Genomic DNA, 13,558 nt, shown 5'->3' on the forward strand with positions numbered 1-13,558 from the left:
GGCGAGCTGAGCCCGCGTCAGGTCCGTCACGACACGGGCGACGCCGCCGTCCACGGGCTGGGTCACGTGCAGGACCCGCGGCCGGGGGTCGGTCGGTGGCTGCTGGTGCATGCGCGGCTTCCTCGCTACGGACGGGCTCGGGACGGGGCGGGAACTCGCCTCACCGCCGGGCGTCGGCGGCGGCGCGGGGCGCGTCGTGCCCTGCCGCGTCCGGCTGGGCAACGAGCCGGACGGCCACCTGGTCACCGCCGCCCCGGCGCAGCGGGCCGCGACCGAACCCGTTCGCGCCGTGGCGGGGGTTGTCCGCATCCGACGGGACGGGCCCGCCGGGCGCCCTCTCCGGTCCGTCGATGGCCGAATCGGGACCGCCCGAACGGAGGTCGTCGCGGTCGGTCGTTCGAGTGACGGGGCGGTCCCGGCCACGGGCGCCGGGCGGCGGTGGGGGTGCGCAGGGGAGGGGAGCGGCGCCGTTCGTACGGTCACGGCACGGCAGCGGAACCGGGGGAATGCGCACGACCGGCGTCACCCTTTCGGAGAGCGCCCCCGGCCGTCCGGTCGGCCGGCCGATGTCCCGAGCGGCGTCCGGCGGTGTGTCAGGGGGCCGTCATGAGTGCGGTGCGCCCGCGCCGGCAGGGCGTCGGGAGCGCCGCAACTCTAGCCCCAATGCGCACTAATCCCCCCGATAGGGGGCAAGTGTGTCGGAAGTCGGACGTAAGTGCGGGTGGGTGGACGGGTGGACGGTACGGGGGCAGGGGCGGGGGCGCCGGATCGGGAGGTAGGAGGTCATCGTCCGGGCGTCGGGCGCGGCCCCCGGCGCACATCGGGGTGACGATCGGCGGAGGGCGCCCCATGGGGGCGTGCGGGCGTGGCGGGCGCCGCTCGCCGGGAGATCACTCCTTTGGCGGCACAACCCGGGCGGGCGCCACGCGTTGACACAACGCCGGGTATCCGCCCGGATGTTTGTGTCAACTCCCAAGGAGCACCTCTCCATGTCGCGTATTGCGAAGGGCCTGGCCCTGACCTCCGTTGCCGCCGCCGCCGTCGCCGGCACCGCCGGTATCGCCGCCGCCGACAGCGGCGCGCAGGCCGCTGCCGCCCACTCCCCGGGCGTGCTGTCGGGCAACGTCGTCCAGGTCCCGGTCCACGTTCCGGTCAACGTCTGCGGCAACACCGTCGACATCATCGGTCTGCTGAACCCGGCGTTCGGCAACACGTGCGTGAACGACTGACGTCGCCCCGGCTCATCCGCAACCGGCCGTCCGACCGTGGTCTCCCCACGGGCGGACGGCCGGTTCGCGTTTCCCCGTATGGGGGTGGTCGGGCGGCGTGCCGGGACGGGCGCCGGCGCCCGTCCCACCAGTGACGACGAGGGGGATCGGCGGGCACACCGTGGACTCCGGGTATTCGAACGGTTGCGGAGAGTGGTCGCCCCTCCCACGGTGGGCACAAGACCCGACGCACCACCGAAAGGACCCCTCATGCGTCTGCCCGCCCGCCGTATCGCGACCACCGCGCTCAGCGCCGCGCTCGTCCTGGGTGTCACCGGACCGGCCGCCGTCGCGGCCGACGGCGACGCGACCCGGGACCGCACCCACGTGTCGTCCCAGGCGCCCGTACCGGAAGCCGACGCGCTGCTCCAGCAGGTCGGCAGCGTGGCCGGTCTCGGCGGCGTCCTCACTCCGGTCACCCAACTCCTCGACACCGTGCTGAAGTCGGACAACGGCCAGCTCCCGGACGCGCAGGCGACCGAACTGAGCACCGCCGTCAAGGACGCCATCGCCCAGGCGACGGCCGCCCTCCCGGCCACCTCGCCGTCCCCGACGACACCGGACACCACGACACCGGACACCACGACGCCGGATGTGACGGCGCCCGAAGCGACCACGCCGGACACCACCACGCCGGACACCACGACGCCGGACGGGGCGGCCCCTGAAGCGACCACGCCCGAAGCGACCACCCCGGACGCGACCACTCCGGGCACGACCACGCCCGGGGTGACGGTTCCGGAGGCGTCGACGCTGCCCGCGCCTGCCCTGCCTGCGGTACCGGCGGTGCCGGCCGCACCGGCGGGCGACGCCAAGGCCCCCGCCGCGAACCGGGCGCAGGCGCCGTCCGACCTCACGGCCGAGGCGCTCACCGCCCTGCAGAAGGCCGTCGACGCGGTGCTGAAGGCCGCCACCGGCGACGACGTCGCCCAGGTCACCCCCGCCGTCACCGAAGCGGTGAACGGCCTCGTGAACGTCATCGCGGCCACCCTCGTCGGCAGCGGCCTGCCCGCCCCGACCCTGGAGGGCCTCCAGGCCCAGCCCACCGCACCGGACGCGTCGACCACGGTGCCGTCGACCACGGTGCCGTCGACGACCGTGCCGTCGGTGACCGTCCCCCAACTGCCCTCGACGTCGGCGCCCTCGACGGTGGCGCAGCCGCCCGCCTGATCCCGCATCCGCACGGCCCGCGCGGCCGTCGTGGTGCTTCGGCCGTCGCACCGGTCCCCCGGGGCCGGTGCGACGGCCGTTCCGTTTCCGCTGCCCGGAGGCTCTTTCCGGCGATCTTTTCGGTGTTCGGGGTTTCCGCTTCGGCGGGGGGTCGTTAGGCAGGGCGTCAGATTGCTCCCCGGTGACGGCGTCCGAAGGATCGGAAGGACCGCGGTCACCGAAGAAAGGACCGTGATGAAGTCCCTGAAGGCCGCCGCTGTCGTTGCCGGTTCCCTCGTCGTCGCCGGTGCCGCCGCGCCCGCGTTCGCCTACGACAGCTCCGCCGACCTCACCCCCACCAGCCTCAACGGCGCCGTCAACGCCCTCACCCAGGGCCCGATCGACGTGATGCCGCTGAAGCACCAGTCCGACGCCCGGTCCGACGCCCTGAACACCGAGAACAAGGACTCCGCGCTCAGCTCGGTGAACGACGCGACGGACGCCCTCAACTCCGCCGGCGGACTCCTCGGCGGCCTGCCCCTGCCGAGCTGAGCCGGCTGTGCCGCCCGGCCGCGGCAGGCGGGCGTACCCGCGTCGTCCGTCGTACTACTGCGGCAACCGGGGGATTTGTGCGCCGCACGGTTCCCCGGCTCGTTACTCGGTACGCATGCCGAGCCCCGAACCGTGGAAAGGGACCGTGTCGGAGATGAAGTCGACCACCCGAGGAACCTTCGCCGCCGTGCTCACGACGATGGCGGCTGCCGCCGGCGCACTCGCCGCCACGCCCGCCGCCGCGGCCGGCGCGGTTCCCGTCCCCCTGCCGCTGGGCGGGGCGGAGCAGGCGCTGGGCGTCGAACTGCCCGAGGTCGGCGGGGAGATCCCGGTACCCGTGGCGGGCACGCCGGAGGGCCCGCGGTTCACCGAGGGACGGCTCATGCCGGAGCAGACGCTGCCGCAGCTCCCCGTCGACGGCGGCCTCCCCGGCCTGGGCGTGCGGTCCCCGCTGCCGCACCTCCTCGGTGACGGCTCCGACCGCCTCGGCGTCGACCTCCCCGCCGCCGACCTGCGGACCCTGAGCCCCGGCCTGGCCGTGGACGCGCCGCTCACCCGGCCGGCCGCGGACAGCGCGGGCCTGCCGCAGGTGAAGCTGCCGGAGGCCGGAATCCTGGCCCCGACGGTCCGGACGGTCCCGGCCCTGGGCGTGGTACTGGGCGCCGAGCACTGAGCACCGAGCACTGAACACCGAGCACTGAACACCGAGCACTGAACACCGAGCACTGAACACCGAGTACTGAACACCGATGGGCGCCCCCAGGGATTACGCCTCTGTGCGGCTCCCCACAGGGACGGCTCCCCGCACGGATGGCCCCCACACGGACGGCCCCCCACACGGACGGCCCCCGCGGCGGTGACCGCGGGGGCCTTCGCACGGTTACCGCTACGGACGCACCCACTCGCGGGAGGAGCACAACATGGTCGTCAGGGGCAGCGGTCGCGGTGAGGGACCGGGCGACTCCACGCCGAGACAGGGCGGTGGGCCGGGCGCCGGGGGAACCAGACGGCAGGTGGCGCGGGGACTGCTGGGCGCGGGTCTCGCGGCGGTGTTCGCCCCGGCCGTGGCTTCCTGCAGCCCCGGGGCCACCGGGCACCGCGCCGACAAGCACCCCGGAGACGTGCCGCACGGTGGCGGCAACGCCTCCCAGGAGGTGGCCTTCGACGAGGTCTACCGGGGCCGCCGGCTGCGCGGCGTCCGGTCGACGACCGACCGCGCGGCCGGCGGAGGCGGAGGGGAGGGCGCCTGGCGGGTCACCGTGGACGGCCGGCCGCTGCACCTGATGCGCCGCGCCGACGGCACCTACCTCACCATGGTCGACCACTACGCGTCGTACCCCACTCCGCTGGCGGCGGCCCGCGCGGCCGTCGACGAACTGGGCCCCGGCCGGCGGCTGCGCGACCCCGGCACCGGGCACGGACCGGGGGAAGGGGGCGACCGTGGCGTACACGCGTAAGAACGTGACCGCGCTGACCCGCTCCGAGAAGCGGCGGTTCGTCGACGCGCTGCTGGCCGTGAAACGACGCGGCGAGTACGACGAGTTCGTGCGGATGCACATCGACTACTACACGGCCGACGGCGAACGCGGCCTGCGCGCCGCCCACATGACGCCGTCCTTCCTGCCCTGGCACCGCCGCTTCCTGCTGGACCTGGAGAACGCGCTGCGCCGGGTCGACGACTCGGTGACCGTGCCGTACTGGGACTGGACCCGGGACCGCAGCCCCTCCGGCCCGCCCTGGACCGACGACCTGCTCGGCGGAAACGGCCGCCGCTCGGACCGCCTCGTGACGACGGGCCCGTTCGCCTTCGCCGAGGGCAACTGGACCCTGCGGGAGAACGTCACCGACGAGAACTACCTCACCCGGGACCTGGGCCGCTCCCGCGACCCGATCGACCTGCCCACCAAGAGCGACCTGGAGTGGGCCCTGAAGGACCCGGTCTACGACGCCGCCCCCTGGGACTCGACGGCCACCAAGGGCTTCCGCAACAAACTGGAGGGCTGGGGCAGCGGACGCGGCAGCGTCTCCTGGCGCAACCACAACCGCGTGCACCGCTGGGTCGGCGGCGCCATGGTCGGCGGCGCGTCCGTCAACGACCCGGTCTTCTGGCTGCACCACGCCTTCATCGACCTGCAGTGGTCGCGCTGGCAGCAGCGGCACACCGAACACCGCTACCTGCCGGCCAAGCCGCCGGGCCGGAGCAACGCCCAGTACCGCAGGATCGTCGCCCGGCACGAGCGGATGCCCCCGTGGAACGTGACCCCGGACTCCCTGGAGAGCCACGACCGGATCTACCGCTACGCCTGACGGACCGGTCCCGAGGCGGCGAAGCCCGTACCGGAATCCGTGCGGCGCCACACCGCCGCATGGGCGGAGCCCCGGCGCTCGAGGTGCCGGGGCTCCGCTCGTGGTGCTGGGGTACGGGTGTCAGTTCCCGTAGCCGTAACCGCCGTCGTGACCGCCGGGGCCGGGGTTGCCCTGGTGGTGGTCACCGTCGACGTTGGCGCAGGTGTTGCCGAAGGCCGGGTTGAGCAGGCCGACGACGTTGATGGTGTTCCCGCACAGGTTCACCGGCACGTGGACCGGGACCTGGATGGCGTTGCCGGACAGGACGCCGGGCGAGCCGACCGCCTTGCCCTGGGCGCCCGCGTCCGCCATGGCTCCACCGGCCCCGGCCAGCACCACGGCACCCGTGCCGAGAGCGACACCGGCCGCCTTCGCGATGCGCGACATCACGTTCTCCTTCTGATCGCTGAGCGCGGCGGCACAGGACGCTGCCGCGCTCCCCGTTCAACGCGGGGGGACGCGGCGGGTCACGGCGTTCCGGCAGGTATCACCCTTTTTGAACAGTTGAGCCCACAGTGCCCGCCCGAACGGTCCGCCGGACCGACCGGCACCCGGGAACCGGGAACGGCCGGCAGACCGAGGGCGTCCTCCTCACCGGGGGCTCGACGGCCGCGCCCCGCGGGAGGCGGAGGTGGAGCGGGTGCGCACGGCGGACTTCGCCCGGTGGACCGGGCGGTTCGAGGACGAACGCGAGCGCAGACAGGCCCTGGGCGACCCGGACTGGGACCGGGGCGCCACGTTGCCCCCGGCCGTCTGGGCGAGCATCCAGCGCTTCCAGGTGGGCGAGGACGGCGACGGCGGCAACCTCGTCACCAAGGCGGACGAGGCCGGCGACCCCGACTACACGCGGGCGGTCCGCCTCTTCGTCGCCGAGGAGCAGAACCACGCCCGCCTCCTGGCCCGGCTGCTGACCGCGGGCGGCCGGCCGACCCTGCCGGGCCACTGGAGCGACACGGTCTTCGTCCGGCTGCGGCGCCTGATGGGCCTGCGCATGGAACTGCTGGTGCTGATGGTCGCGGAAGTCGTCGCCCTGCGGTACTACCGCGCCCTGCGCGACGGCACCACCGACCCCCTCACCAGGGAGGTGGCCGCCCGCATCCTCGCCGACGAGGAACGCCACGTCCCCTTCCACTGCGACCGCCTGCACACCTCCCTGACCGCCCTGCCCCGCCCGCTGCGCCGCCCGCTCATGACCCTCTGGCGCCTCCTCCTGCTCACCGCCGCCCTCGTCGTCGCCACCGACCACGGCCGAGCCCTCCACCACCTGGGCGTCCCCCGCCACCGCTTCGTCTCCGACGTCCGCGCGTCGTCGGGAGCGGTCGTCAGGGCTGTGCTGGCTCCCGGCGGCGCCTTCCCCGTCGCCGACGAGGCCGACGACCTCCACTGAGCAGTGCACGCACCGGCCGGCACTCAGAGCCCGCAGCCCGCACCGCGAGAGCCGTAGACTCCGGGCCTGCTGATCATTGGGTGGGGGACTATGCCTCGGCGGCATTGATCGCAGGTGGAATGGGAGCGTGCGGCAGAAGGTCATGACCTGTCTGGTCGCACAAACCCTGTTGAAGGGAGGGAAGCCGTCATGTCGTCGCTCGACCGTCTCAGGGTGCTGCTGGGCGAACCGGTGACCTGGGGCTGGGCGAGGCCGAGTCTGTGGACGGCGTCCGAGGAGTATCTCGGTGTCGGACTGCCTTCGGACTACAAGGCGTTCATGGACCTGTACGGACCCGGGAGCATCGACGGTCACCTGTGGCTCAGCCGACCCGTGGAAGCCGACGCCCCCGAGCTGGACCGGTTGTGGTCGCTGGAGCACTGGCGCCGGGCGCGACGCAGTGACCCGGACCTGTACCCGTACCCCTTCCACCCCGACCCCGGCGGTCTCATCCCCTGGGGCTCGGACGAGCACGGCAACGAGTACTACTTCCTAGCCGTCGAGCCGGACCCCGACGAGTGGCGCATCGTCGTCCACAGCGACTGCAACGGCTGGTTCGAGACCGCGGGCACCTTCTGCGACTTCCTGGTGCGCTGCCTCGACGACATCGACCGGCCGCCCTTCATGGCCCGCGCATGGCCCAGCCCTGGTGCCCGCTACCACTCCCACGTCTGAAGCAGCACTTGCACCACCGGGCCCGGCAAACGCCTGACGCCTGGCAATACCTCACCGAGCCGAACTACGGCCGCCGGTATGCCGAGCGGACCAGACCCGCTTCCGGCTTCCTGCTGAACGACACGAAGGCGGGGTGTTCAGGGTCTCCCACTTCCATGAGCGCGAAGAGGTCGAGGTCATGGTTCGCGAACCTGTGCAGGTACTGGAGGAACAGTTCCAGTTCCTCGTCCGACAGCCGCTCACCGTGCCGCTCGTTCCGCATGAGGGCACGATACGAGCGGAAGGGGGCCCGCCCCGACGCCGGCCCCGTGGTGGCCGTGAGGGTGTGGAGCGGGCCGGGAACAACGGGGCTGTGCACGTATTCGCCACAGCGACCCGCAGAGACCCGGTGACAGCCGGACCGCCCCAGTGTCTCCCCATGATCGGCAGGGGAGTGCCCGGGGTTTCGTCATGTCGGGCTGTACCTGCTCTGAACAGCAAAAACGCCCTCCCGAGGGAGGGCGGAGAGTGGCGCCCCCGGCAGGACTCGAACCTGCGGCCAAGCGCTTAGAAGATGCGGGCACGCCATGGAGGGATAGCTCGCCGGCGCCCCACCGATACCGTGCCGGGTCGCGCAGTGCCGCTGATGTCCGCTGTCGTTGCCGTCAGCGTTGCCGTCACTGCCGTCCGCCGCGGGTTCTGCGAGCACCGCTTTGGGAGTTCAATCCGAGCCCTCCCTCGTGGCTGTCGTCGACTGGTGTGGCGGGCCGGACAGGGGTGCCGCTAGGTGCCAATGTCCGGCCTCGTTGATGTCAGTCGCGGACGTCAGAAGTCGCGCGGCCTCACCTGTTGTCGACCGACGCCAGCATGGAACTAAGAACTGACGCGGCACCGTTTGCTTGCTCGTCATCACCGTGTGCCGCCTCAACCAGCGCCATCAGCGCAGCACCTGTGCCAGGGCCGAGGCGGTACACCAGAACCACCCGATCCTGGCGCTTCGGTATCTCGAACGGTACGTGACCGAACCCACCTGCCCGTAGGCCAGCAGAGATCTCCGCTACCACATTCTTCTTTGCTCGGGTTGCCCCCACAGCGTTCCGCAGCGTCTTGACGCTGATAGCTGCGTAGCCGTTGCCGTCGTCTACGGCCTTTCCAATCTCACTGAGATCCAATGTTCCTCCCCCTCTGGCGGGCTGTGACCCTACCCGACCCCTTGTGCCCCACTCGTCGCGGAGTGCCGGCCTGTGGCTGGCGCCAGAGACGTGGTGATGGAACGGCTCCGGAGGCCGCTTCCCATGGTAGACAAACTGCAGGTCACGGACCTATCGGCGACTTCATCGCCGACGCCCGTCCACCATCTGTCCAGAAGTCGAGGCTTACAGCCACTACCCGAGCACTTCGGACACAAGCTCCTCGATCCGCTGCCCCACCGAGGAGGCGGCCACCGCTTCGCGTACCCGGCGGCGTAGGGCCTCGAAGGATACCTGAGGAAATTCCATACCTTCCACCAGTGTTTCCGCCTCGGCTGCGAGCATTGCAAGCTCAGTGTGCCTCGCGTCATTTGGATCGTAGAGCGGCACGGGAGCCTGCCAAACGAACTTAACGAAGTGCCGAGGATTGTGCTGGCCGCGGGCCTGGAGTGGCCTAACCCGTTTGGTCATTTCCTCACTGTTCAGCACCGCGACAAGGAATCGTGCCTCGTCGGCATTGGCGGCCGCTGCCCAATACAAGGCCTGATCAACCACCGCGCTCGGGTCACTAACCCGAGCTGCTGCTAGGTACATTCCGCTCTTGTTGTAGATCACGCGGTGCTGTGATGCCGGGAATTGCTGAGAGAGCCCGCGCTGGTAGTCGAATCGGTCACGAAGAGAGAGCTTGGCGTCTGGCTTATGAGTCTTCCAGGCCTGCTCGCCTTGCCGCCACCACGTGGCGAGTCCTGGGTACAAGTCCAGATGGTCGTCTGCTCCGCATAGCAGTCGTTCCCCGTCCCAAGGAACCACCACACGCAATGGGGCACGCAAGCGATAGGGGAGCAGAGAATCACCGATGAGTAGAGGACGAACGAATTGCCGCTCCACCATCCCCGTCTGAGACGGGTGGCTCTTCCAGGGCTCCTTCTCCTTATTGCTGCGAAGGCTACGGACCGACACCCTGCCAGCGCCAGCGCCGAGTCTTCCTGGCGTGCTGTGCTGTTCAACGATGTGCAGGACCCGCGGCACTACCGTGGCTCCTTGTGCGAATCGCGCGGCGTAAGGCGATGCGTATTCGGAACTCGCCTGGGCTTCCTGTGATGCTCGGTGCAGGTGCTGTTGGGCCACTTCCTGAGAGGCGTTAGCGACTGGCAGGCGGCCAGACCACAGTTCAGCAGGTTGCGTCAGTGGCACTGAGGCGCTCGCGGTCCGCTGACCGAAGACCACTGCCGCAGGTACAGGGAAGAAGGATGGCTTCACCTTATGCATGTCCCAAGGCGTGTCGAATGCAAGCGTGGTGCGGTGACCGGGGGCTACGTAGCGTCCGGTGCGCAAGCCAGCGTATTGGCGGCGGGAAAGCACTGCGAGGGGCATGACGTACCCGAACCGACCGCCCTCCTTCAAGTACAGCTCGGCTGTGCGTACCAAGAACAGCCCCGACAGGTCCTGGCTTGTAGCCACGCTGGCGCCGGCCCACACCTCCCGGTCCTCGCTCATGGTCCGGAACGTTGACTGCAGCGATGCGGGCATGAATCGGTACGCCAACCATGGTGGGTTTCCGACCAGCACGTCCACCCGGTTCTTTGGCTGAGAGAGCCAAATGGGGCGGGCAAGGTTTCGAACGTAGTAGCCCCAGATGTGGTTGCGCCCCTCATCGTTAAGCTTGCACATAGTCGCGAACGTCTGCGCCACCATCGCCTGGTCATCCGGGTGCACAGCAAAACGCCGGAATGTCGCTGCCAGTGAGGGAACTGGCGTGCCTGCCGCGCGTTGAGTTGCCTTCTTGGAAAGCTCAGATACCAGTCGATCGAACCGTGAGGCATCCTCTAGGAGGCGGTCAGGGAACTTCAATTCATCGGCGAATAGTTGAGCTCCATCGTCGGTGGGGACGGTCAAGCCATCCGATGTTAGAAGTGTGCGTTCCTGGCCCCATTGGACGGAGTCTCCAAGGTAAACCGGGATGGAAAGCGGAGGTCGGTCTTCTGCCTGGAGTCGGTCCATTCCTATAGCTAGAAGATAAGTAACCCGGGCGAAGGTTACCGCGACCGGGTGAACGTCCACCCCCACGACGTGACGCGTCACGTTCTCCAAGGCTTCCGGTCCGGGTACCCCGGCAGCTTCGGCGGCCGTAAGGTGTGCACGCACGCAGTGAAAGAGGAAAGTCCCTGAGCCGCATGCAGGGTCCAAAACGCGCTGGCTTAGCGGATCGGTAACTGTTTCCTTGACGACTTCGGCGGCGAGCCAGTCAGGGGTGTAATACTCGCCGAGCGAGTGCCGTGTCTCCTTGGAAATGACCGATTCATAAAGAATCTTCATGACGTCGTGTTCTACTTCGCCCCATTCGAACCGAGTGAGGTTCCTGGCGAGCGTTTTCACGAACCGGTCCCCGCCTGGGACTTCGGCGACCCAATCAAAGAAATCGCTCTCGACCACGCCGCCGACTTCTGAGACGGCGAACAGTTCGCCTCCCAGTAGTGATCGCGCGCCGATCGTCGTGTCCGTTGGATCAATTCCTACCACGGCATGCGCGATGATTTCCGCTGTAGCCACCAGCAAGGTGTGCTCGACGAATAGAGCGTCACGATCCGTGAAAGCGGTGCCAAGTGCAGTAGTTAGCAGCTTGGCCCACAATTCACGCTTGAGTATGACCTCGGGGTGCTCGCGGTTCGCTTCGTACAGCGCGGTCAACTCGACCACGTCAAGTTTGTGTCCTGGAGACGTTGCACCTAGCCGGCGCTGTATTTCAAGGGGCGTCGGGGTGATGCGCTGCGCGGTCGTTAGGACCGACTCCAGCCATACGATCAGCCCTTCGGGGTCGAGGGCCCCGGCGGCGTGCTCGAAGGATGAGACCAACCTGAGGTCGTCGCCCTCCAAGTGGTAGAGGTGCCACTCGGCACCGTCGGTCAGGACTCCGACGTACCGCTGTAGCAGAGTCTCGGTTCGGCTGCGAACGTAGCCAGCAAGTTGCTCCACGGCATCGGCGCGAACATTGCCCACGCGCAGGTCACGCTTGACCTCAAAGACGGCGTGCCCCATCTCGACGTCGATTCGGCGCCGTTGCCCTGCTGGCGCTTCCAGCGTGATGTCCTGGATGTCGTCGTCATCCAACTCGAACGGAGCGACGGCCAGGAGCATGTGCAGGTCTGACTGTACGTTCGCTTCGGTCCGGCCAGCCCGCCGATCCGCGAGTCGTCCGACAATGAGAGGGAGATCAACACTGGTGGTGGTCACCCGAGGATGATAGGCCCTGAGACTGATCTTCGTGAGTGGGGTGGCACCTCCCCTTCGCGACTGCATCGCCATGCCTCGCGGAGCGGATGGGAGAGTGAAGCTGTCGCGAGTCGGTCGATTTGCTGAGGCATTGTCTTAGTGGACTGGAGTGCGAAATTATGCGAGGCCTTCTGGTTCTACTCGGCTTGAATACCTGATGACCGCCTCCTGCTCTTTAGCGCGGTAGGTGTAGGAGGCCATGACGTTGGTGACGCCGCCCGGTAGTCGTGCTGCGGGTGGTTGGTTCCCAAGCGCGGTGTGCGGTCGGTGGTAGTTGTAGTGGACGATCCAACGGCCCAGGAGGTGGGCGCGCTGGGCTTCCGACGTCCACGTCCGGGCGTAGAGGAACTCTTCGGCCAGGATGCGGTTGTATCGCTCGACTTTGCCGTTGTGGCGTGGGGTGTAGGGCGCGATGCGCTGATGCCTGGCGCCTAGAAGGGCCCGGGTGAAGCTCTCGGCGCGGTAGCAGGCGCCGTTGTCTGTCACGATCCGTTCGATGCGTGTGATCCCGTGTGCGGCCAGCCAGGTGCGCGCACGGTGGAGGAAGGCGATCGCGGTGGTGGCCTTCTCGTCAGGCAGTGCTTCGGTGTAGGCGAGACGGCTGTACCCGTCTATGGCTGAGTGCAGATAGATGTAGCCGCCGCGCTCGGTCTTCTTTCTCCGGTTGACGGCTTTGGCTTGGTCGCTGCCGCGTCCGTGTGCGCGCCAGCCTCCGCCGTCGGGGATGCGGCCTACCTTTTTCACATCCACGTGGACCATGTGGCCTGGCCGTCGGGCCTGGATTTTCCGCGGTTGTCGGTTGACCTCACCATTAGGGTCGATGAATCGGCGTCGGTTGATGCCGAGCTCAGCCAAGTGCCTGCTGACGGTCCGTCGGCTGATTGGCGTTCCGGCCTGGGCCAGCTCGAAGGCGATCCGGGACGCGGACCACTTGTGGGTCCGGCGCAGCTGTTCGATGAGTATGAGGACCTCGGACGGTGTCGTGGTCGGCTGGTGGTGCGGCGCAGAAGAGCGGTCCTCCAGCCCGAGTTCGCCGTGGCTCCGATATCGATTAACCCACTTCGATGCGCATGCCCGGGACACCCCCATCTCGGCTGCGACGTGGGCAATCGGCCTTGTCCGGCAACGCTCGACCAGTCGACGGCGCCCCTCGACGGTGAGGGGCGCGTTTTGGTGCGTCATGCAGTGGGACCGGGCGCGGAGGGCCGCTTGGCGGTGTCTCGCTGGGAAATGGCCTCTGCCACCTCGTCAAGGGCGGTGCGTAGGAAGGCACCGTATGCGTCCTGGGGGAGGTTGGGGGCGTGCTCTTTGGCCGCTTTGATGTGCTCGGTGGCAGCGTCGAAGGAACCTAGTCGGCGGTAGTTGTCGGCCAGGTTGAGGTGGAGGGAGGGGTAGAACCCGGCGATGTGGAGGCTGGCGTGGTGCTCTTGGACGCGCTGTTCGGTCGCGGCGTCGGCAGCGTCCAGGGCGCGGATGTCCCAGGCGAGGGCCTGGGCGGGATCTTTGTAGAGGTCGGCCAGGTAGTGGGCGAGTGAGCAGCGGTGCAGCGGGTCGCCGGTGACGCCGATCGCCGACCACAGGTTCAGGAGCTTGTGGCGGGCGGAAAGGATGTCGCCGGTTCGGCCTTCGATGACGGCTTGGCCGATGGCTTCCATGGTCGGGTCGGGGCTGGCAGGTGTGGTGGTCATGAGGTTCCTCGTTGT

13 protein-coding genes and 1 pseudogene are annotated in these 13,558 nt (G+C 69.0%); 8 read left to right on the forward strand and 6 right to left on the reverse strand.

Annotation, left to right across the window (positions count from 1 at the left end; all coding sequences use genetic code 11):
* The first annotated feature begins 989 nt into the window (after window positions 1-989).
* From chpG to G3I53_RS00875, 6 genes are all read left to right on the forward strand, one after another.
* The gene (gene chpG / locus G3I53_RS00850; protein WP_164338904.1) at window positions 990-1,229 is read left to right on the forward strand and encodes a chaplin ChpG; all 240 of its coding nucleotides are present in this window, start codon (window positions 990-992) and stop codon (window positions 1,227-1,229) included.
* Between the two features lie 249 nt (window positions 1,230-1,478).
* Window positions 1,479-2,438: a hypothetical protein gene (locus G3I53_RS00855; protein WP_164338905.1), complete on the forward strand. Its 960-nt coding sequence runs from the start codon at window positions 1,479-1,481 to the stop codon at window positions 2,436-2,438.
* A gap of 234 nt (window positions 2,439-2,672) precedes the next feature.
* The gene (locus tag G3I53_RS00860) at window positions 2,673-2,969 is read left to right on the forward strand and encodes a hypothetical protein (RefSeq protein WP_164338906.1); all 297 of its coding nucleotides are present in this window, start codon (window positions 2,673-2,675) and stop codon (window positions 2,967-2,969) included.
* Between the two features lie 154 nt (window positions 2,970-3,123).
* On the forward strand, window positions 3,124-3,642 hold the full coding sequence (locus G3I53_RS00865) for a hypothetical protein (RefSeq protein WP_164437928.1): 519 nt from the start codon (window positions 3,124-3,126) through the stop codon (window positions 3,640-3,642).
* A 247-nt stretch (window positions 3,643-3,889) separates the two neighbouring features.
* The gene (locus tag G3I53_RS00870; protein WP_164333878.1) at window positions 3,890-4,426 is read left to right on the forward strand and encodes a tyrosinase family oxidase copper chaperone; all 537 of its coding nucleotides are present in this window, start codon (window positions 3,890-3,892) and stop codon (window positions 4,424-4,426) included.
* The gene (locus G3I53_RS00875; RefSeq protein WP_164333879.1) at window positions 4,410-5,276 is read left to right on the forward strand and encodes a tyrosinase family protein; all 867 of its coding nucleotides are present in this window, start codon (window positions 4,410-4,412) and stop codon (window positions 5,274-5,276) included. The genes G3I53_RS00870 and G3I53_RS00875 overlap by 17 nt, the downstream gene beginning before the upstream one ends.
* A 120-nt stretch (window positions 5,277-5,396) precedes the next feature.
* On the opposite strand, the gene G3I53_RS00880 is transcribed toward G3I53_RS00875, so the two are convergent.
* On the reverse strand, window positions 5,397-5,702 hold the full coding sequence (locus tag G3I53_RS00880) for a chaplin (RefSeq protein WP_164333880.1): 306 nt from the start codon (window positions 5,700-5,702) through the stop codon (window positions 5,397-5,399).
* Between the two features lie 253 nt (window positions 5,703-5,955).
* Between G3I53_RS00880 and G3I53_RS00885 the strand changes: the two genes are divergently transcribed.
* The gene (locus tag G3I53_RS00885; RefSeq protein WP_164333881.1) at window positions 5,956-6,702 is read left to right on the forward strand and encodes a ferritin-like domain-containing protein; all 747 of its coding nucleotides are present in this window, start codon (window positions 5,956-5,958) and stop codon (window positions 6,700-6,702) included.
* 189 nt (window positions 6,703-6,891) lie between these two features.
* Window positions 6,892-7,416 carry an SMI1/KNR4 family protein gene (locus tag G3I53_RS00890; RefSeq protein WP_164333882.1) on the forward strand — a complete coding sequence of 175 codons (525 nt, stop codon included), beginning with the start codon at window positions 6,892-6,894 and terminating at the stop codon, window positions 7,414-7,416.
* 64 nt (window positions 7,417-7,480) lie between these two features.
* Here the strand turns inward: G3I53_RS00890 and G3I53_RS00895 are convergent, their stop codons facing one another.
* The 5 genes and pseudogenes from G3I53_RS00895 to G3I53_RS00915 all read right to left on the reverse strand — a co-directional run bounded on the left by G3I53_RS00895 (window position 7,481) and on the right by G3I53_RS00915 (window position 13,543).
* Complete coding sequence (locus G3I53_RS00895; RefSeq protein WP_164333883.1) at window positions 7,481-7,678, reverse strand: hypothetical protein; 198 nt, start codon at window positions 7,676-7,678, stop codon at window positions 7,481-7,483.
* Window positions 7,679-8,237: 559 nt separating this feature from the next.
* Window positions 8,238-8,567 carry a hypothetical protein gene (locus G3I53_RS00900; protein WP_164333884.1) on the reverse strand — a complete coding sequence of 110 codons (330 nt, stop codon included), beginning with the start codon at window positions 8,565-8,567 and terminating at the stop codon, window positions 8,238-8,240.
* A 213-nt stretch (window positions 8,568-8,780) separates the two neighbouring features.
* Complete coding sequence (locus G3I53_RS00905) at window positions 8,781-11,816, reverse strand: N-6 DNA methylase (RefSeq protein ID WP_203591770.1); 3,036 nt, start codon at window positions 11,814-11,816, stop codon at window positions 8,781-8,783.
* A gap of 225 nt (window positions 11,817-12,041) precedes the next feature.
* Window positions 12,042-13,037, reverse strand: a pseudogene (locus G3I53_RS00910) (IS481 family transposase); the annotation flags it as partial.
* Window positions 13,034-13,543 carry a hypothetical protein gene (locus G3I53_RS00915; protein ID WP_164333885.1) on the reverse strand — a complete coding sequence of 170 codons (510 nt, stop codon included), beginning with the start codon at window positions 13,541-13,543 and terminating at the stop codon, window positions 13,034-13,036. The gene G3I53_RS00915 and the pseudogene G3I53_RS00910, both read right to left, overlap by 4 nt.
* Window positions 13,544-13,558 lie beyond the last annotated feature (15 nt).

It is taken from the genome of Streptomyces sp. SID14436, assembly GCF_010548465.1.
Taxonomy (GTDB): domain Bacteria; phylum Actinomycetota; class Actinomycetes; order Streptomycetales; family Streptomycetaceae; genus Streptomyces.

Coding starts and splice junctions, on each gene's coding strand:
- G3I53_RS00855 (WP_164338905.1), top strand. CDS start 1,479: ATGCGTCTGCCCGCCCGCCGTATCGCGACCACCGCGCTCAGCGCCGCG.
- G3I53_RS00915 (WP_164333885.1), bottom strand. CDS start 13,543: ATGACCACCACACCTGCCAGCCCCGACCCGACCATGGAAGCCATCGGC.
- G3I53_RS00860 (WP_164338906.1), top strand. CDS start 2,673: ATGAAGTCCCTGAAGGCCGCCGCTGTCGTTGCCGGTTCCCTCGTCGTC.
- G3I53_RS00865 (WP_164437928.1), top strand. CDS start 3,124: ATGAAGTCGACCACCCGAGGAACCTTCGCCGCCGTGCTCACGACGATG.
- G3I53_RS00880 (WP_164333880.1), bottom strand. CDS start 5,702: ATGTCGCGCATCGCGAAGGCGGCCGGTGTCGCTCTCGGCACGGGTGCC.
- G3I53_RS00895 (WP_164333883.1), bottom strand. CDS start 7,678: ATGCGGAACGAGCGGCACGGTGAGCGGCTGTCGGACGAGGAACTGGAA.
- chpG (WP_164338904.1), top strand. CDS start 990: ATGTCGCGTATTGCGAAGGGCCTGGCCCTGACCTCCGTTGCCGCCGCC.
- G3I53_RS00890 (WP_164333882.1), top strand. CDS start 6,892: ATGTCGTCGCTCGACCGTCTCAGGGTGCTGCTGGGCGAACCGGTGACC.
- G3I53_RS00870 (WP_164333878.1), top strand. CDS start 3,890: ATGGTCGTCAGGGGCAGCGGTCGCGGTGAGGGACCGGGCGACTCCACG.